The organism is Pseudomonas sp. 4CAES_32.4 (genome assembly GCF_058136335.1).
Genome location: NZ_CM176882.1, coordinates 3,396,109 through 3,413,156, shown reverse-complemented (window position 1 = coordinate 3,413,156; position 17,048 = coordinate 3,396,109). Strand labels below are relative to the sequence as shown.

Below are 17,048 nucleotides of genomic sequence, written 5' to 3'. Positions count from 1 at the left end.
ATTGACCGCGCACCGTTGCCGTCGTGCCGAAGGATTTACGCGAGTACCGCCACCGCTTTGATCTGCGCCCAGAGTTTTTGGCCGGGATGCACGCCGAGTTGATCTCGGGAGAAACGCGTGATCCGTGCCAGCAGCGGCGTGCCACCAGCGTCGAGGCGAATCAGCACATGGGCGGCGTTGTCCGCCGCTTGCTCACTGACGACGGTGACCGGCAGGCGATTGAGGATGCTGCTGAACTCGCTGTTGTGCAGGCTCAGGCTGATATCGCGCGCATGCACTTTGCAACGCAGAGTTTGACCCACAGCCATCGGCGCGTGCGTCACACGGATGCTCATCTCGGTCGCTGGCAGTTGCAGGCTCAGCAGTTGATAGTCGGCATCGTAAGCGCTGACCTGACCTTCGATGATCACGCCTGCGTCGTTGTCCATCGCCAACGGCAAATCAAGCCGCGCGAGTGTTTCAGCGATCGGACCACTGGCCAGGGCTTTGCCGTCGCTGAGCAGCACCAGATGATCGGCCAGTCGGGCGACTTCATCCTGCGCGTGACTGACGTAAAGCACCGGGATATCCAGTTCATCATGCAGGCGTTGCAGGTACGGCAGGATTTCGCTTTTGCGCTGGCTGTCGAGGGCGGCCAGCGGTTCGTCCATCAGCAGCAGTTTCGGGCTGGTCAACAGCGCTCGGGCGATGCCGACGCGCTGCCGCTCACCACCTGACAGATGTTGCGGATGTCGTTCCAGCAAATGGCCAATGCCGAGCAGTTCGGTGGCTTGGGCCATGTCGACCCGACGCTGGGATTTGGCGATGCGCTTGAGGCCGAATTGCAGATTGGCCAGTACTGACAAGTGCGGGAACAGGCTGGCTTCCTGAAACACATAGCCGAGTGCACGTTTGTGCGGCGGGACGAAAATTCCTTTTTCGCTGTCCTGCCAGACTTCGTCGTTGATCTGAACAAACCCCTGCTCGGCACGTTCAAGCCCGGCGATGCAGCGCAGGCACGTGGTTTTACCCGAGCCGGAGTGTCCGAACAGGGCAGAAACACCGCGACCGGGCAGATGCAGGTCAACGTCCAGGTCAAAGCCGGAGTAAGCGAGTTTCAGGCGTGCATCAATCATCAATCAGCTCCAGCCAGCGCGAGTCTTGCGGCTGGAGTACAGCGCCAGCAACACCAGGAACGAAAACACCAGCATCGCGCCGGCCAGCCAATGGGCCTGCGCGTATTCCATGGCTTCGACGTGGTCGTAGATTTGCACCGAGACCACGCGAGTCTTGTCGGGAATGTTGCCGCCGATCATCAGCACCACGCCGAATTCGCCGACCGTATGGGCGAAACCGAGGATCGCCGCCGTGATAAAACCGGGTCGCGCCAAGGGCAGAATCACGCTGAAAAACGTGTCCCATGGATTGGCGCGCAAAGTCGCGGCCACTTCCAGTGGGCGCGTACCGATCGCCGAGAACGCGTTTTGCAGTGGTTGCACCACGAACGGCATGGAATAGATCACCGAGCCAATCACCAGGCCGGTGAAACTGAACGTCAGGGTGCCCAGCCCCAGCCATTGGGTGAACTGGCCGAGGAAGCCGTGCGGCCCCATCATCAACAGCAGATAGAAACCGATCACGGTGGGCGGCAATACAAGGGGCAGGGCGACGATCGCCCCGATGGGACCGCGGAGCCATGAACGGCTGCGCGACAACCACAGGGCAATCGGAGTGCCGATCACCAGCAGGATCGCGGTGGTCAGGGACGCCAGTTTCAGGGTCAGCCAGATCGCCGCGAAATCGGCACTCGTCAGCGACATTTTAGAGCTGATAACCGTAGGACTTGATCACCGCAGCGGCTTTCGGGCCTTTGAGGTATTCAACCAGCGCCTTGGCTGCGGCATTGTCCTTGCCTTTGTTCAGGATCACAGCGTCCTGTTTGATCGGGTCGTGCATGTTGGCCGGGACGATCCACGCCGAACCGCTGCTGACTTTGCCGTCCTTGTAGATCTGCGACAGGGCGACGAAACCCAGCTCGGCGTTGCCGGTGGAAACGAACTGATACGCTTGGGTGATGTTCTGGCCTTCAACGATCTTGGCTTTGGTCGCTTCGGTCAGTTTGAGTTTTTCCAGCACTTGCGTGGCAGCCAGACCGTACGGCGCTGCTTTCGGGTTGGCGATGGACAAGTGCTGGTACTCGTTTTTCTTCAACACTTCGCCTTTGGCGTCGACATAACCTTCTTTGGCCGACCACAGCGCCAGGGTGCCGATGGCGTAAGTGAAGCGCGAGCCTTTTACGGTATCGCCTTCTTTTTCGAGTTTTTCCGGTGTGGTGTCGTCGGCCGAGAGGAACACTTCGAACGGCGCGCCGTTTTTGATCTGGGTGTAGAACTGGCCGGTGGCGCCATAGGCAGCGACCAGTTTGTGCCCGGTGTCTTTTTCGAAATCGGCGGCGATGGCCTGGATTGGAGCGGTGAAGTTAGCTGCAACAGCCACCTGCACCTCATCGGCCTGAACAGCGCCAGCGGCGAAGATGGCGAGCAAAGAAGCCAGGCAGGTGGGGGCAAAACGTGAGGCACGAATGGTCATGTAACAGCTCCGTTGTTGGGGTGTGCAGAGGGCAGTTATTGTTGGAGGTGGACTGCGCCGGTGCGAGGGTGGAATCGCTATATAGCGAAATATATAGCGAAATGCCGCTAAACGGGAAGTGCTGGTTGAAACTGGCGTGAGCGCAACCTTTGGTTCGCATGGTTCACGTTATCGGCGAGCGAGTTTTTCCAAAGCGCCTTCTGCCAATATCCGGGTCAAATCGCCGCTGCTCACCTCCTTGCCCAACGTGAATGCCTGCCCGGCCCAGAGGTTGGCGAACTGCGCGTCATCTTTCGCTCGCAGCGGCATCAAGGCACCGCCGGCCAGTGGAAATGCCGGCGCTTGCGCTGACATCGGCCCCAGTTCGCGCATCACGCGATTGAGAATCCCCCGCGCCGGTCTCCCGGTAAAAATATTGGTGATAGCCGTCTCACTTTCTTTCGCCGTGCGCAGCGCCTTGTGGTGCGAGGCGCTGACCTTTGCTTCTGGCGTGAACAGATACGCGGTGCCGACTTGAACCGCCGAGGCCCCCAACATGAACGCCGCCGCAACACCACGAGCATCGCCAATCGCGCCAGCCGCGATCACTGGGACGTTCACCGCATCGACCACTTGTGGCACCAATGCGAACGTGCCGACCTGACTGCTCAGATCATCACTAAGAAACATCCCGCGATGGCCGCCAGCTTCATAGCCCATGGCGATGATCGCATCGCAGCCGTTCTGCTCCAGCCACACGGCCTCATCGACCGTAGTGGCAGAAGAGAGGATTTTTGCCCCGGTTGCCTTGACCCGATCAAGCAGGGTTTTCTCCGGCAAGCCAAAATGGAAGCTCACCACCTCGGGCCGAAACTCTTCCACCACCTCGCATGCCGCAGCATCAAATGGCGCGCGATTGGAGACCGGTGTCGGTGCATCGAAGTCGGCACCCAGTTCGCGGTAATACGGCTCCAGCAAGTTCTTCCAGTCTAGGGCGCGTTGCTCATCGGCGGCGGGCGGTTGATGGCAGAAGAAATTCACATTGAACGGCTTGTTGGTGTGCTGACGAATCGTCCTCAGCTCTTCGCGCAATTGCTCGACGCTGAGCATCGCCGCCGGCATCGACCCTAGGCCGCCGGCATTGCACACCGCAATCACCATCGACGAGTTCGTGGCACCGGCCATTGGGCCCTGGATGATTGGCAGCTCGATGCCAAGCAGGTCGAGAATGCGGGTGTCTGGCCATTGGCTCATGAAAACGGTTCTCCGAACGACGAAACGGGCAGGTAAGACTGACCCGTTTTTTAACAGTTAAACCGGATCCAGAGCCAGTCTGAAATTCAGAACATCTTGTGCAGTTTTTCAGCGCCGATGGAAGCCGCCACCTCCGCCACCGCCAAACGAGTGGTTCATGAATTGCGAGGAACTGTGAAAATTGTTGGTGCGCTGATTACCGAAATTGCGCGCGGCGGAATCGCGGTTGAGGTTCTGCAACTGCGCATTGTTGTTGATCGGCGCTGTTCGCGTGGCGCCGCCACCGACCATCGATTGCCAACCGCTGTCAGTCTTTTTATAGACGTTGCCGTCATGGCCGGCGTACACGTTGTCGCCATAATGAGCAGCGCCGCCATTGCGCCCATGGATGCCGCCAAACTGCGTGGTGTTGCCCGTGTTGGGGTTGTAGATGGCGCCGCGATTAGCCGTGACCTGGCTGCCGTTGCGCACGTTGCCGGCGGTTACCCGACCTCCGGCGATCGCGCCGCCATTCGGCCCGACGATTTCACCGCTGTGCCCGGCGGCGTAATTGCCGGTATAGACGTTATGCACGGCGCCGCGTTGACCGGCGGCCGCCACCCCAGTGCGTGAGTTATAGGAAGAGCCGACCTGACCGGCCCAGCGATTGCCGGTCCAGGCGTTGTAACCCGCACCGTATCGGCTGACCGTGGCCCGATCTCCCCATTGGTGGTAGAGGTTGCCGGTGGTGCCCGCCCAGCCGCCGGGGCCCCAGGCGACGGCACCGCCGTGATAGCCATAAGCTGCGCCGCCCCAGGCCAGTGGCGCCGGATACAGGTGAGGGCCCCACGCATACCCCCAGCCGTAATTGCCCCACCACGGATACGCGCCCCAGCCCCAACCCATGGCGACCGTGCTGCCGCCCCAGCTCCAGCCGAAGCCGAAACCGAAGGTCCAACCGGTCCACGGTGTATAGCGAATTGCGACGCCGAAACCATAAGTCACCGGCGGCCCGTACCAGACGCTGCCGACCCACGGCGTGTACGGATAACCGGTGCCATACACCACCACGCCGGTAGCAGGGTCCAGATTCGAGCCTTGGTATCCCGGCGTGTAGCCAACGACCACCGTGTCACCGCTGGACTCGTAGACTTTCACGTAGGTCAGGTAATGCATCGGTGAGCTGGGCGGGATCGAGTAGATCACCGCGGGCACCGAGCTGGCCACGGCCCATGGGCCATTGACCGTGGTGGACGTGAACCAGATGCCGTTTTCCACCGCCCACCAACTGTTGTTGTCGACACGAATGATTGGTGTGGCGCTGTTGACCACGTATTGCAGTGGCGTGCTGTTGATGGCTTTGAGTTGCGGTTCGCCGTCGAACTGCGGTGCCGTCATTGTCACTGCGCTTTTCTTGATCGCCGAGGTCTGTGGAATCGTCGCAGCGATGGCGGCTTCTTTGGCTTGCGGTGTGCCGGCGACAGAAGCTTTGACGTTTTCTTTCGGGCTATCGTCGGGGATATTGGTAAAGTCGGCCGGCAGCTTGTCTGCCGGGGTGAAGGTCCATGGACCGTGCATGTCGCTGGCGCGAAACCAGCGTCCGGAAATCAGCACGTAACTGTTCTGGTCACCGATTTCCTTGAAGATATGTCCGGTGGTGTTGCTCACATACAACAGGCTCGTGCCCTGAATGGGCAGCCATTGCGGCGCGCCGTCGGTGACCAGCAATTCCGTGGGTGTCGTGGCGACGAAAATCTTCGGCTGTGGTGGCTTGGCCAGGCTGGGAATTTTGTCTTTCGGGTCGCTCTGACCGGTCAGCAGATCCACCTGGCGACTCTTGATCGCCGCCTGTTTGGCTTTCTCCAGATCGGCCGGCGGAGACGCCACTAGGGTGTAGTCACCGTTCAACTGCTCGGCGCTCATCCAGCCATCGAAGACGTGCAGGTAATGCTTGCCTTGCCCGTCCTTGAGCAGCAACGGGCGTGTGTTAATGACTCGTTGCAACTCCGTGCCTTCGACGGGGCGGTAAGCCGCATCGCCATCGATGTACACCAGTAGCGCCGGAACATCCGAGCTGATGATCGTTGGCGGTGTGTTTTCCAGTGGCGCGCTCTCGGCCTTTTGCTCCGCCGAGAGCACACCTACCGCCGCTTCCAGCTGATCCAGAGAAATGGTTTTCTTGCGGCTCTCGGCGTCTTTCTGCAGCGCCGCCAGCCAGGTTGCGGACTGACTGGCATCTGCCGGGAAGTCAGCCTTGATGATTTTGTATTGGTCGAGGGCCACCCAGCGTGTGGCTTTGTCGACCAGCGTGTGCGCACTGAATTGCACAATCCCGTAGGTCGCTTTGCCATCGGCGCCAGTCGCTTCGACGGCCGCGCGAGCATTGAGGGTATAGCCGTCCCAACTGTCGAGTTGCGGTTGATACACCGTCAATTTGGCTTTGCCGCTGGTGATCACCTGAGGCCACGTCGGCTCGCTTGGCGCGGCATCGGCAGCCTTCGCCGGAGTCGCCGCCCGGGCATTTCCGACGGTCATCAGGCACAGCATCAACATCAGCAAAAACGCACGCGGGTAAGACATCGTCAGCTCCATCGACAGGCCAATTTCTGAGGAAATAATCGCGAAAGCACGGCCGTCGAAAAAGCATAGTCGCCCGCCATGGAAATACCCGGCCGATTCACGGTTTGGCGGAAAGTCGAGTGTGGCAATGTGTTGCGATGTGGTATTTCAGGGCACGAGATTCTGAAACCTGTCACTGGAGACCATCATGTTCAACGCCATTGTGATCAACAAAGACGACAGCGGTTACCGCGCCAGCGAGCAGCCACTCAACGACGATCAGTTGCCCGAAGGTGACGTGACGGTGCGCGTTGCCTACAGCACCTTGAATTTCAAGGACGGCTTGGCCATCACCGGCAGCAGCCCGGTGGTGCGCAAGTTTCCGATGGTGCCAGGCATCGATCTGGCCGGGACGGTCGAAACCAGCGCGCACCCTGACTATAAAGTGGGCGATCAGGTGGTGCTCAATGGGTGGGGCGTTGGCGAAAACCATTGGGGCGGTCTGGCGCAGAAAGCGCGACTCAATGGCGACTGGCTGATCCCTTTGCCCAAGGCTTTTACCGCAGCCCAAGCCATGGCCGTCGGTACCGCGGGTTACACGGCAATGCTGTGCATCCTGGCGTTGGAACGTAACGGCGTGACGCCGCAGCAAGGGGAAATACTGGTGACCGGCGCCAATGGCGGCGTCGGCAGTTTTGCCATCGCACTGCTCAGCAAGCTTGGCTATCGGGTGGTGGCGTCAACGGGGCGGGTGGCTGAGCACGAGTATCTGAAGCAGTTGGGTGCCAGCGAAATCATTGATCGCGCAACCTTGTCCGAGCCCGGTAAACCGTTGGCCAAGGAACGTTGGGCAGGTGTTATCGACTCGGTCGGAAGTCACACGTTGGCCAATGCCTGCGCCAGCACCCGCGCCGAAGGCACTGTCGCCGCGTGCGGTCTGGCGCAAGGCATGGATTTCCCGGCTTCGGTGGCGCCGTTCATTTTGCGCGGTGTAACTCTGGCGGGCATTAACAGTGTGACCCAGCCCAAGGCTCGCCGTTTGGAGGCCTGGGAGCGTTTGGCCCAGGATCTGGATTTTTCGTTGCTGGACTTGATCAGCCACGAAATCGCGCTGAGCGAAGCTATCGATGCCGCGCCAGAACTACTCGCCGGAAAGCTGCGTGGCAGGGTTGTGGTTGATGTCAATCGCTGAAGCAACGGGCGCACGCCAATCGATACGCCACTGAATTCGAGGCCTATACCGGTCCCGAGTCAGTCGCGATATCAAGGCTGGGTTTCGCGCTCAAGCAATTGACGTTTGCGCTCGACACCCCAGCGATAGCCCGAGAGATTGCCGTCACTGCGGACCACGCGGTGGCAAGGGATGGCCACTGCCAGGCGGTTAGCTCCACAGGCTTGCGCCACTGCGCGCATTGAAGTCGGTGCGCCAATGCGCTGGGCAATCTCGGCGTAACTGGCGGTGCTGCCTGCCGGGATTTCGCGCAACGCCTGCCACACGCGCTCCTGAAACGCCGTGCCTCTGACATCCAGCGGCAGATCCAAGCCGATGGCCGGCGCTTCGACAAAACCCACGACTTCGGCGATCAGTTGTTCGAAGCCGCTGTCGGCGCCAATCAGATTCGCCTTGCGAAACTGGTCCTGCAGATCACACACCAGTTGATGTGGGTCGTCACCCAACAAAATCGCGCAAACGCCACGTTCGCTTTGGGCAACCAGGATCGCGCCCAGCGAGCATTGGCCGACGGCGAAACGAATGTCTTTGTTCTGCCCGGCAGACCGGTAGTCGCCGGGCTTCATGCCCAGCAGCTGATCCGCCGCTTCGTAAAACCGGCTGTTGGAATTGAAACCTGCGTCGTACAACGCATCTGTCACGGAGCCGCCATCGGCGAGACGTTCACGCACTTTGCGCGAACGGTGTGCGGCTGCGTAACCCTTGGGCGTCAATCCCGTCGCTGCTTTGAAGACCCGATGAAAATGGAACGGGCTGAGCCCCGCGGTTTCGGCCAGCGCATTGAGCGTTGGCAACGTTTCGGCGGATGCAATCTGCTGGCACGCGGTCGCTACGGTGGCGGCATGCTGTGCCGCAACGTCGCTCTGATCCTTGCTGGCCCGCTTGCTCGCCCGATAGCCAGCCGCTTCGGCCTGCTCGGCAGTGTCGAAAAATTCGACGTTCTGCGGTTTTGGCAAACGCGCCAGACTGCTTGGCCGACAGTAAATGCCAGTGGTTTTAACCGCATAAACGAACTGACCATCCGCTCGCGGATCGCGTGCAACGACAGCCGCCCAGCGTGGATCGTTTTCGGCAGTGAGAGGGGGCGAAAGCGTTTTCATGAGGGTGATCCGTTGACCTGTTTGATTCAGGTTAACCAGCGTCGATGATCGCAACACTCCGTGCCTTGCGGTCAAACTTTTTGCGGGTTACCCGGCAACGCGGAACGTCAGATTGATTCGTTGCTCGCCCAAGTGCAGATGCCGACCTTGCTTGATCGGCAGCACACCGTGAAAACGCAAGCGATCAACGCCGCCCCAGACCACCATATCGCCGTGCAGTAACGGTATCTTCTGTTGTTTGTCGCCACGCTTGAAGCCGCCGAACAGAAACATCGCCGGCAAGCCCAGTGACAGCGAAACGATCGGCGCGCTGTAGGCGTTTTCGTCTTTATCCTGATGCAATGACATCTTGGCGCCGGGAATATAGCGGTTGATCAGGCAGGAATCGGCGTCGAATGCAGCAAACCCAGCGGCCTCGGCCGCCGCATGTGCGAGTTCGGCAAACACTGAAGGCATTCGCGGCCACGGTAATCCACTGAGCGGATCGACGCTGGAATAACGGTAGCCGCTGCGATCAGTGATCCAGCCGAGTTCACCGCAACTGCTGGTGCCCACCGACATGCTGAAGCCGCCCGGAGTGACCATGTGGCGCAAGGGCGCTTCGGCAAGGATTGTGTCCAGCGCTGGCAGCAGTTGATCGATCACACCCAGCGCAAAACCGCGCAGCAGCCACGATTGCTCACCAATCTGCTCGCGACGGGGCTGTTGTTGGGGTTCGTGTTCGGCGAACAGGTCAAAAGGGTTTGGTTGCATGGCAGTCATGACGCATCGTGGAAGATGATGCCTAGGGTATGCCGATTTCCACTGCGCAGGCGACTGACATCGTGACGGGCCATGATGACCTGCGAACGAAACGGTTCGGCCTGCGGATACAGGGCGCTCAAGTGATCGCAGGTTTTGGGGTCAAACTTCAGCGATGCCTTACAGGGCTTTGCTGACGGCGATATCACTGATGACATCGGTCTGGTCGTGCAGCTTGTCCAACTCAGCCTTGGCTTCTTCTTCGCTGCCGTTCACCAGTTGAGCGAACTCGAAGCGGCGTTCACCATTGAGCTTGTACTTGATGACGTATTTGGTCGTTTGGGCCACGGTCATGCTTTCCTGTCTGAATGTGCCAAGAGTCTCAGCTGAGTTTGGTGCTGGACCGGCGGATGATCTTGATCGAGTGCGTCAGTGTCGGCTTGCGCGTCACGCTGATCGCGCGGCGGTTGACGGTGTCGATGGTGATGTTCCAGAAACCGGTGCTCGGCGCGGTAATGCGGGCCGGGAAGGTATCGAACGCGCCACCGTGATAGGTGTGGCGACCGCCATTCTTGAAGCTGCGGAAGTTGGCGTCGTTCATCAAACGGATGTTGCACATTTGCGAGCATTGGATGACGACGATGTCGTCTTCGTTGAGGTGCTCGCGCTGGTGAATAAATTTCATGGGCGCCTCCAGAAGGGCTTTTTCTACAAAATCAAAACGATAGCTTGTCGATTGGCGCAGTTTATCAGCCCGCACGGGTTATTATCTCGCCGTCGGGCATTGGTTTGACAATTTTGAACAGATATTCGCGATTGGATGCGGGTTAAATGCAGAAGGCCCCGGAGAAAAACAGCATTTGTGCTGTCGGACGGTCTTTAACGGAGGTTTTGTATGAAGTGGGGTGTGGTGTGTCTGCCGTTGGTTCTGGTGATGGGTGGCTGCGCAAATGTTTCGGAAATCAACGAAACGTTGCCGACCATGAATGTAATCTCCGGCAAGAAGCCCCATGAGTATGCTCAGTGCCTGACCGATCAGCTTGCCGACAGCCGTGGCGCGTTGCAGGTACAGCCACAGAAGGACGGGGTTCGCGTGATCGTTCCAGGCAAACTGTCCTCCGGTCCTGCGGCGGTGTTTGATATTGAAGACCGTTCCGGCGGCAGCAGCATCAAGCTGCACGAGCGCATGTCCAATGTCCCGGTCCGCCCCAAGGATGTGCAGAAGGCCGCCACGGCGTGTATTTCCGGCTGATAGACTGTTCGCTGTCAGCACCGATGCCGTCACAGTCATGCTGTGACGGCATTTTCATTTCTGGAGTCGCGATGAAGCGAGAGCAAGTAAGGGAACGCCACGTAGAGGGCCTGATCTCGGCCACCCATGTGATTCAGAATCCGGCCAATCCGGGCGAATGGATCGTGTTTTTCAAGAAGAGCGCCGGACGCAGTTATTTTCTGGTGGACGATAACGACGAAGTCGAGTCGTTCAACCGCTTGGACGATCTGATCGAAGTGGTACGCGGTCTGGGCATCAAGTTCGCCGAGATCCACATGTAAGGCCTATTTGCAGACCACCACGACGCTGCGGTTCTTGTAGTTGCCAACGTCGACGCCCAGGGTTTTATCGCTTTCCTTGGGCTGGGGCGTGCCGTCCGTACCGACGATGCGATAGCCAGTGCCGGCACAGGATGCATCGGCTTTTTCGTAGCAGGTGGCCCAGGAATTGGCTTCGCCGGAGCAGTCGATGCTCAGGCCTTGTTCGCCGTTATTCAGGTAGGTGGTTTCTGAGGTCGCACAGCCGCTCAGCGTCATTACCGCAATCAGGGGCAGCAATTTGTTCATGTTCATGGTGTGTGTCGTCTTCTGCTGGTTAGGGGCTAGACGCTCTGACAGCGGCGCGATGAAAAGGTTATAGCGATTGGCCACTTGTTTGCACGCAAGTACAAAAAAGCCCTGCGCAATGGCAGGGCTGGGGCGTGTTGCAATAGATCAGTCCTGATCTTTGCCGCGACGCTTCGACGATGCGGGCGTGTCTGTGAATACCGATGCCACATCCGTCGCCATTTGCTCGCTGTCGAATGGACCGGCGATGTGCTCGCCGTTGGTAGTGGTCAGCGTCCACTTGCCGTCCTTCTTGTCGATCACATACCCGTTGACGATTTTTACCGCAGCCATCTATCTGTCTCGTTCGCTGGTTCAAAGTTGCCATGATACCGGCAATTGCTCGCATTGGGGGGCGATGAGCGTATGGTGGTGCAGTTTGTCGACGTCTTTGAGCTACGCTGATCGAGCCACGCAAAAAGGCGGATGGAACTATCGGCGAGAATATTTCTCTATGATGGCATCGGTTAGCCAGTGCGGGGCATTGTAAGGTGCACGCCGCCTGATTAGACTGCGCCGAAACTCGTACACACAGCCCTTTCAAGGACTTATATGATCAAGAAATGCTTGTTCCCAGCAGCCGGTTACGGTACTCGCTTCCTGCCAGCGACTAAAGCCATGCCCAAAGAAATGCTGCCGGTGGTAAACAAGCCACTGATCCAGTACGGCGTTGAAGAAGCTCTGGACGCTGGCCTGACGGAAATCTCCATCGTTACCGGTCGTGGCAAGCGCGCTCTGGAAGACCACTTCGACATCAGCTACGAGCTGGAAAACCAGATCAAAGGCACCGACAAAGAGAAATACCTGGTCGGTATCCGCAAACTGCTCGACGAGTGCTCGTTCTCCTACACCCGTCAGACCGAAATGAAAGGCTTGGGTCACGCGATCCTGACCGGTCGCCCGCTGATCGGTGACGAACCGTTCGCCGTGGTACTGGCGGACGACCTGTGCGTCAACCTTGACGGCGACGGCGTTCTGACCCAGATGGTCAAGCTGTACAAGCAGTTCCGCTGCTCGATCATTGCCATCCAGGAAGTTGATCCGCAGGAAACCAGCAAATACGGCGTGATCGCTGGCGAGATGATCCGTGACGACATCTACCGCGTTCACAGCATGGTTGAGAAGCCAAAGCCGGAAGACGCGCCATCGAACCTGGCGATCATCGGTCGTTACATCCTGACTCCGGACATCTTCGACCTGATCGAACAGACCGAGCCAGGCAAGGGCGGCGAAATCCAGATCACCGACGCCCTGATGAAACAAGCCCAGAACGGCTGCGTCATGGCCTACAAGTTCAAAGGCAAGCGTTTCGACTGCGGTGGTGCTGAAGGCTACATCGAAGCAACCAACTTCTGCTTCGAGAACTTCTACAAGACTGGCAAGGCTTACTAAGAGCGCTTGATTGGTTTGTAGAGACTTTGCACCGTGTCATTCGTGTGAAGATCAAAAACGCCCCGACTGGTTCGGGGCGTTTTTTTGCGCCGGAAAAAGATGCGCTTCCAAGCGTAAGGCGTCGAAATTTGGAGGACAACTCCAGGTAGTAATAAGAAACAAATGAATAATTGTCAGTGCGGCTGTTCGCTGTTGAACTCCAGGATCCTCGCCATGGATGAGCGCAGGTAGATCTTTTGCGACTGCTCGTTCAGTTCTGCGGAATCAAGATTTCAACATAAGGAATTTGCCAGTGCCGCTTGTTCATGAGGTCACCGTTAGCAAAGCGAAGTCCAAGCGTTGGCTTGGTTTGGGCGTGTTGATGTTGCCAGTATTACTGGTGACCGTTGATAACACCGTACTGGGTTTCGCATTACCCAAAATCGCCGAAGCTTTGCGCCCGAGTGCCAGTCAACAGCTGTGGATGATCGACGCCTACTCGTTGGTGCTCGCCGGACTGCTGGTGTCCATGGGAAGTCTGGGAGATCGGGTCGGGCACCGCAAGTTGCTGCTTATCGGCTCGCTCGGATTTGCTGTGGTATCGGTGCTGACCGCTTATTCCGAGACGGCCTTGCAGTTGATTATCGGGCGTGCCTGCATGGGGATTTTCGGGGCGATGCTGATGCCTTCCACATTGGCATTGATACGTTCGGTGTTTGAGGATCGAGAGGAGCGCAGGCTGGCTGTCGCGATCTGGGCCACGACATTGACCGTCGGTTCGGCTCTGGGGCCTTTGGTGGGCGGAGTGTTGCTGCAGTTCTTTGATTGGGGCGCGATTTTTCTTTTGGCGGTACCCGTTCTGATTCCGCTGTTGGTGTTGGGTCCGCTATTGCTTCCTGAGTCGGAGCGTGATGCATCTGGGCCGTTGGATCCGATCAGCATTCTTCAGTCGATGGCCGCCTTGGGTGGCATCGTTTACGGCATCAAGCATGCCGCCAGTGAAGGTGTTGACGGGGTCGTACTGGGGGCCTTTCTGGTCGGTGTATTGGCAGGCTGGATGTTTGTCCGCCGCCAGTTACGTCTTCCTGTGCCGTTGATGGATATGACTCTGTTCCGCAACGGGACTTTTAGCGGGTCTGTTCTGATCAATTTGATGAGTCTTGCGTTCCTCGTCGGTTTTGTTTTCTTCACCACTCAGTTTTTGCAGATTGTCCTGCAGATGTCGCCTTTGAGTGCAAGCCTTGCGTTGGTGCCGGGTCAAATCATGGCGATTGTGGTTGGAATGGCGGTCGTCCCGGTCGCTCAGCGTATGCCTGTGCATGTGCTGATACCGATTCTGGTGGCCTTCGCCGCTGTTGCGTTTTTACTCGTGGCCAGCGTGGGCAGTAGTCTTGCGGTATTGGTTGCGGCGTTCGCGTTGCTGAATATCGGAGTGGGCGCGATCGCTACGGTTTCCAATGACGTGATTTTGTCGGCGGCGCCCCCAGCTAAGGCCGGTGCAGCTTCCGCTATCAGTGAAACAGCTTATGAGGTAGGCGTCGTTTTAGGGACGACCCTGCTTGGCGGCCTGGTTACGGCTCACTATCGCGCAGACTTGCAGCTCCCAGCGTTTTTGAGCGATGCCCAGACGATGCTGGCAAGTGAAACGCTGGCTGGCGCCCATCATGTGGCGACGGGGTTGGCGGGGGATCAAGCGCAACAGTTAATGCAGCAGGCGGGAAGTGCATTTGAAGGCGGAATTGCATTGGTATCGTGGGTCGCTTTCGGTTTGGCGTTCATAGCGGTTTTGATGGCCTGGTGTACCCTGCGGTTACCAAAGGCTCAGTCCGCAGAATGTCACTGATCAAGAGCTTGCTGCTCAAACCCTCGGCATTGGTCATCGGCATAACGGCAGAGGCTTGCTCAATGAGCATCTGCAGGTATGCTGATCCCCTGCCGAGGAGATAGACATGGCCTACGATTTTGACCTTTATGTGATTGGTGCCGGTTCCGGCGGTGTGCGCGCTGCGCGTTTTGCAGCGGGGTTTGGCGCGAAAGTGGCGGTGGCGGAAAGCCGTTATCTGGGTGGAACCTGCGTCAACGTTGGCTGCGTGCCGAAGAAGCTGTTGGTGTACGGCGCGCATTTCGCCGAAGACTTTGAGCAGGCATCCGGTTTCGGCTGGAGTCTGGGTGAGGCGAATTTCGATTGGGCGACGCTGATCGCCAACAAGGATCGCGAGATCAACCGCCTCAACGGCATTTATCGCAACCTGCTGGTCAACAGCGGCGTGACCTTGCATGAGGCGCACGCGAAGATCGTTGGCCCGCATGAAGTTGAAGTGAATGGCGAGCGCTACACCGCGAAAAACATTCTGATCGCCACCGGTGGCTGGCCGCAGATTCCGGAGATTCCGGGGCGCGAGCATGCGATCGGTTCCAACGAAGCGTTTTTCCTTAAAGAACTGCCAAAGCGTGTGCTGGTGGTTGGCGGCGGTTACATCGCGGTCGAGTTCGCCGGGATCTTCCACGGTCTCGGTGCCAACACCACGCTGCTGTATCGCGGTGATCTGTTCCTGCGCGGTTTCGATGGTTCGGTACGCAAGCATTTGCAGGAAGAGTTGACCAAGCGTGGTCTGGATCTGCAATTCAATGCCGACATCGCGCGTATCGACAAGCAGGCTGACGACAGCCTGAAGGCCACCCTGAAGGACGGTCGTGAGCTGGAAGCGGATTGCATTTTCTATGCGACCGGCCGGCGTCCGATGCTCGACAATCTGGGGCTGGAGAACACCGATGTGCAGCTCACCGACAAAGGCTTTATCAAAGTCGACGAGCAATACCAGACCAGCGAGCCATCGATTCTGGCGCTGGGCGATGTCATTGGTCGTGTACAGCTGACGCCTGTGGCGTTGGCGGAAGGCATGGCGGTGGCGCGACGTCTGTTCAAGCCTGAGCAGTACCGTCCGGTGGATTACAAAATGATCCCGACGGCGGTGTTCAGCCTGCCGAACATCGGCACGGTCGGTTTGACCGAAGAGGAAGCGCGCGAGGCTGGCCACGATGTAGTGGTCTTCGAAAGCCGCTTCCGCCCGATGAAGCTGACGCTGACTGAATGTCAGGAGAAAACCCTGATGAAGCTGGTGGTCGACGGAAAGACCGACAAAGTCCTCGGCTGCCACATGGTTGGCCCGGATGCCGGCGAAATCGTCCAGGGTCTGGCAATCGCGCTGAAGGCTGGTGCGACTAAGCGCGACTTCGACGACACGATCGGGGTGCACCCGACGGCCGCCGAAGAGTTTGTCACCATGCGTACACCGGTCGGCGCTTAAACGTCCTTCGGTTTGCCTGTGTCTGGCGCCGCCGCAACGGTGGTCGCCAGGCGCTGGCTTTCTTCCAGACTCGCTTGAGTCTTGCTCAATTCCTTTTCCAGTGACTGGTTGAGCAGCGTTTGCTCCTCGACGCTCTGTTTGAGTGTCTGGCTTTCCAGCGTGGCCACGCGCAGACGTTCCTGGAGGAGGGTGCGCTCGCTGTCGACGCGGGTCGCTTGCTCCAGCAATTGATCCTGACGCTGATTGCTTTGCTTGAGCTGATCCTGCGTCAGGCTCAGCTCGCGCTGAGTGCCACGGTTTTCGGTCAGGAGGCGCTCGTTGTCACGGTGCAATTGAGTGATCTCGTCCTGACGCACCAATGCACTTTGCTGCGCCTGACGCAGTTCGGCCTGAACCTGTTGCATCTGAGTTTCGTGGCGACTCTGTTCCTGCTCGCGCTGTTCTCGAGTGGCGTTGCGGTAGTGCTCCAGCGCATCGCGCGCGTGCAGATGCTTTTCTTCCAGTGAGCGGATCTGCTCGTCCTTGTCCTGCAGGCGCAACTCGAAGTCGGCCAATGCCTGGTTCAGCCCGGCGTTACGGGTTTGTTCGGTCTGCAGCATCGAGCGGGTGTTGTTCAGTGCCTCGGATTCGCGCTCCAGTGCGGCACCTTGAATGCTGTGTTCGTGCTCGATTTTTTCCAGTGCCTGACGAACTTGCTTCAACTCTGATTCCAGAGCCTCACGCTGTTCTTCGAACTGCTCGCGAGCCTGTTCGATGGGCTCTTGCGCCTGTTCTTTCAGGCGCTGGGCGAGGCGAGAGACGAGGGCGGTCAACTCATCATCGATAGGCTCGGCCGAGGCTTCAATGGGCTGGGCGCCGTCGTCCAGCTCTTTCAAATAACGATGGATCGTGGTTTTCGAGCCAGTGTTGCCCATTTCGATGCGTACTGCATCGATGCTTGGGTGTTCGCCGCGAGCCAGAATCGCGGTGCGCGCGATTTGCACCAGTGCTTTGGTAATGCCGCCACGGGCCATGTGAACTCCTACGGTTTCGTACTGTGGTACATGCCACTAAGATACGCAGTGTACCATTCTAAAAATA

19 protein-coding genes are annotated in these 17,048 nt (G+C 58.4%); 6 read left to right on the top strand and 13 right to left on the bottom strand.

What is annotated here, in order from left to right; translation table 11 throughout:
• Positions 1-35: 35 nt before the first annotated feature.
• From modC to AC3Y64_RS15150, 5 genes are all read right to left on the bottom strand, one after another.
• Entirely contained in the window at positions 36-1,115 is a 1,080-nt protein-coding gene (gene modC / locus AC3Y64_RS15170; protein WP_489984296.1) for a molybdenum ABC transporter ATP-binding protein, read from the bottom strand.
• Between the two features lie 3 nt (positions 1,116-1,118).
• Complete coding sequence (modB, locus tag AC3Y64_RS15165) at positions 1,119-1,799, bottom strand: molybdate ABC transporter permease subunit (RefSeq protein WP_489984295.1); 681 nt, start codon at positions 1,797-1,799, stop codon at positions 1,119-1,121.
• A gap of 1 nt (position 1,800) precedes the next feature.
• Complete coding sequence (gene modA / locus AC3Y64_RS15160) at positions 1,801-2,568, bottom strand: molybdate ABC transporter substrate-binding protein (protein ID WP_489984294.1); 768 nt, start codon at positions 2,566-2,568, stop codon at positions 1,801-1,803.
• Positions 2,569-2,736: 168 nt separating this feature from the next.
• Entirely contained in the window at positions 2,737-3,801 is a 1,065-nt protein-coding gene (locus AC3Y64_RS15155; protein WP_489984293.1) for an NAD(P)H-dependent flavin oxidoreductase, read from the bottom strand.
• 108 nt (positions 3,802-3,909) lie between these two features.
• Positions 3,910-6,360, bottom strand: coding sequence for an autotransporter (locus AC3Y64_RS15150; RefSeq protein ID WP_489984292.1), 2,451 nt, complete (start codon positions 6,358-6,360; stop codon positions 3,910-3,912).
• 187 nt (positions 6,361-6,547) lie between these two features.
• On the opposite strand from AC3Y64_RS15150, the gene acuI reads away from it, so the two are divergent.
• Entirely contained in the window at positions 6,548-7,531 is a 984-nt protein-coding gene (gene acuI / locus AC3Y64_RS15145) for an acrylyl-CoA reductase (NADPH) (RefSeq protein WP_489984291.1), read from the top strand.
• Between the two features lie 71 nt (positions 7,532-7,602).
• Here the strand turns inward: acuI and ada are convergent, their stop codons facing one another.
• From ada to AC3Y64_RS15120, 5 genes are all read right to left on the bottom strand, one after another.
• Positions 7,603-8,670 carry a bifunctional DNA-binding transcriptional regulator/O6-methylguanine-DNA methyltransferase Ada gene (ada, locus tag AC3Y64_RS15140; RefSeq protein ID WP_489984290.1) on the bottom strand — a complete coding sequence of 356 codons (1,068 nt, stop codon included), beginning with the start codon at positions 8,668-8,670 and terminating at the stop codon, positions 7,603-7,605.
• Positions 8,671-8,757: 87 nt separating this feature from the next.
• Positions 8,758-9,423, bottom strand: a complete 666-nt coding sequence (gene alkB / locus AC3Y64_RS15135; RefSeq protein WP_489987975.1) for a DNA oxidative demethylase AlkB — start codon at positions 9,421-9,423, stop codon at positions 8,758-8,760.
• Positions 9,424-9,428: 5 nt separating this feature from the next.
• Positions 9,429-9,506, bottom strand: a complete 78-nt coding sequence (locus AC3Y64_RS15130) for a 2OG-Fe(II) oxygenase (RefSeq protein WP_489987974.1) — start codon at positions 9,504-9,506, stop codon at positions 9,429-9,431.
• 85 nt (positions 9,507-9,591) lie between these two features.
• Complete coding sequence (locus tag AC3Y64_RS15125; RefSeq protein ID WP_489984289.1) at positions 9,592-9,765, bottom strand: hypothetical protein; 174 nt, start codon at positions 9,763-9,765, stop codon at positions 9,592-9,594.
• Positions 9,766-9,793: 28 nt separating this feature from the next.
• Positions 9,794-10,096, bottom strand: coding sequence for a DUF1883 domain-containing protein (locus tag AC3Y64_RS15120; protein WP_007912251.1), 303 nt, complete (start codon positions 10,094-10,096; stop codon positions 9,794-9,796).
• Positions 10,097-10,306: 210 nt separating this feature from the next.
• Between AC3Y64_RS15120 and AC3Y64_RS15115 the strand changes: the two genes are divergently transcribed.
• Together AC3Y64_RS15115 and AC3Y64_RS15110 are read left to right on the top strand one after the other, a co-directional pair.
• Positions 10,307-10,663: a hypothetical protein gene (locus tag AC3Y64_RS15115; protein WP_489984288.1), complete on the top strand. Its 357-nt coding sequence runs from the start codon at positions 10,307-10,309 to the stop codon at positions 10,661-10,663.
• A gap of 71 nt (positions 10,664-10,734) precedes the next feature.
• The gene (locus tag AC3Y64_RS15110; protein ID WP_008082673.1) at positions 10,735-10,965 is read left to right on the top strand and encodes a hypothetical protein; all 231 of its coding nucleotides are present in this window, start codon (positions 10,735-10,737) and stop codon (positions 10,963-10,965) included.
• Positions 10,966-10,968: 3 nt separating this feature from the next.
• Here the strand turns inward: AC3Y64_RS15110 and AC3Y64_RS15105 are convergent, their stop codons facing one another.
• Entirely contained in the window at positions 10,969-11,250 is a 282-nt protein-coding gene (locus tag AC3Y64_RS15105) for a hypothetical protein (RefSeq protein ID WP_489987973.1), read from the bottom strand.
• Between the two features lie 147 nt (positions 11,251-11,397).
• Positions 11,398-11,583: a hypothetical protein gene (locus AC3Y64_RS15100; protein WP_129394027.1), complete on the bottom strand. Its 186-nt coding sequence runs from the start codon at positions 11,581-11,583 to the stop codon at positions 11,398-11,400.
• Between the two features lie 258 nt (positions 11,584-11,841).
• Between AC3Y64_RS15100 and galU the strand changes: the two genes are divergently transcribed.
• From galU to gorA, 3 genes are all read left to right on the top strand, one after another.
• Positions 11,842-12,681 carry a UTP--glucose-1-phosphate uridylyltransferase GalU gene (gene galU / locus AC3Y64_RS15095; RefSeq protein ID WP_053120371.1) on the top strand — a complete coding sequence of 280 codons (840 nt, stop codon included), beginning with the start codon at positions 11,842-11,844 and terminating at the stop codon, positions 12,679-12,681.
• A gap of 292 nt (positions 12,682-12,973) precedes the next feature.
• Complete coding sequence (locus tag AC3Y64_RS15090; RefSeq protein WP_489984287.1) at positions 12,974-14,503, top strand: MFS transporter; 1,530 nt, start codon at positions 12,974-12,976, stop codon at positions 14,501-14,503.
• Between the two features lie 106 nt (positions 14,504-14,609).
• Positions 14,610-15,968, top strand: a complete 1,359-nt coding sequence (gene gorA / locus AC3Y64_RS15085) for a glutathione-disulfide reductase (protein WP_489984286.1) — start codon at positions 14,610-14,612, stop codon at positions 15,966-15,968.
• Here the strand turns inward: gorA and AC3Y64_RS15080 are convergent.
• Entirely contained in the window at positions 15,965-16,981 is a 1,017-nt protein-coding gene (locus tag AC3Y64_RS15080) for a DNA-binding protein (RefSeq protein ID WP_489984285.1), read from the bottom strand. The genes gorA and AC3Y64_RS15080 overlap by 4 nt on opposite strands.
• Between the last annotated feature and the right edge of the window lie 67 nt (positions 16,982-17,048).

What these genes read in the sequence shown, in the direction of transcription:
- modC (WP_489984296.1), bottom strand. Translation starts at nt 1,115, where the DNA reads ATGATTGATGCACGCCTGAAACTCGCTTACTCCGGCTTTGACCTGGAC.
- modB (WP_489984295.1), bottom strand. Translation starts at nt 1,799, where the DNA reads ATGTCGCTGACGAGTGCCGATTTCGCGGCGATCTGGCTGACCCTGAAA.
- modA (WP_489984294.1), bottom strand. Translation starts at nt 2,568, where the DNA reads ATGACCATTCGTGCCTCACGTTTTGCCCCCACCTGCCTGGCTTCTTTG.
- AC3Y64_RS15155 (WP_489984293.1), bottom strand. Translation starts at nt 3,801, where the DNA reads ATGAGCCAATGGCCAGACACCCGCATTCTCGACCTGCTTGGCATCGAG.
- AC3Y64_RS15150 (WP_489984292.1), bottom strand. Translation starts at nt 6,360, where the DNA reads ATGTCTTACCCGCGTGCGTTTTTGCTGATGTTGATGCTGTGCCTGATG.
- acuI (WP_489984291.1), top strand. Translation starts at nt 6,548, where the DNA reads ATGTTCAACGCCATTGTGATCAACAAAGACGACAGCGGTTACCGCGCC.
- ada (WP_489984290.1), bottom strand. Translation starts at nt 8,670, where the DNA reads ATGAAAACGCTTTCGCCCCCTCTCACTGCCGAAAACGATCCACGCTGG.
- alkB (WP_489987975.1), bottom strand. Translation starts at nt 9,423, where the DNA reads ATGCAACCAAACCCTTTTGACCTGTTCGCCGAACACGAACCCCAACAA.
- AC3Y64_RS15130 (WP_489987974.1), bottom strand. Translation starts at nt 9,506, where the DNA reads ATGGCCCGTCACGATGTCAGTCGCCTGCGCAGTGGAAATCGGCATACC.
- AC3Y64_RS15125 (WP_489984289.1), bottom strand. Translation starts at nt 9,765, where the DNA reads ATGACCGTGGCCCAAACGACCAAATACGTCATCAAGTACAAGCTCAAT.
- AC3Y64_RS15120 (WP_007912251.1), bottom strand. Translation starts at nt 10,096, where the DNA reads ATGAAATTTATTCACCAGCGCGAGCACCTCAACGAAGACGACATCGTC.
- AC3Y64_RS15115 (WP_489984288.1), top strand. Translation starts at nt 10,307, where the DNA reads ATGAAGTGGGGTGTGGTGTGTCTGCCGTTGGTTCTGGTGATGGGTGGC.
- AC3Y64_RS15110 (WP_008082673.1), top strand. Translation starts at nt 10,735, where the DNA reads ATGAAGCGAGAGCAAGTAAGGGAACGCCACGTAGAGGGCCTGATCTCG.
- AC3Y64_RS15105 (WP_489987973.1), bottom strand. Translation starts at nt 11,250, where the DNA reads ATGAACAAATTGCTGCCCCTGATTGCGGTAATGACGCTGAGCGGCTGT.
- AC3Y64_RS15100 (WP_129394027.1), bottom strand. Translation starts at nt 11,583, where the DNA reads ATGGCTGCGGTAAAAATCGTCAACGGGTATGTGATCGACAAGAAGGAC.
- galU (WP_053120371.1), top strand. Translation starts at nt 11,842, where the DNA reads ATGATCAAGAAATGCTTGTTCCCAGCAGCCGGTTACGGTACTCGCTTC.
- gorA (WP_489984286.1), top strand. Translation starts at nt 14,610, where the DNA reads ATGGCCTACGATTTTGACCTTTATGTGATTGGTGCCGGTTCCGGCGGT.
- AC3Y64_RS15080 (WP_489984285.1), bottom strand. Translation starts at nt 16,981, where the DNA reads ATGGCCCGTGGCGGCATTACCAAAGCACTGGTGCAAATCGCGCGCACC.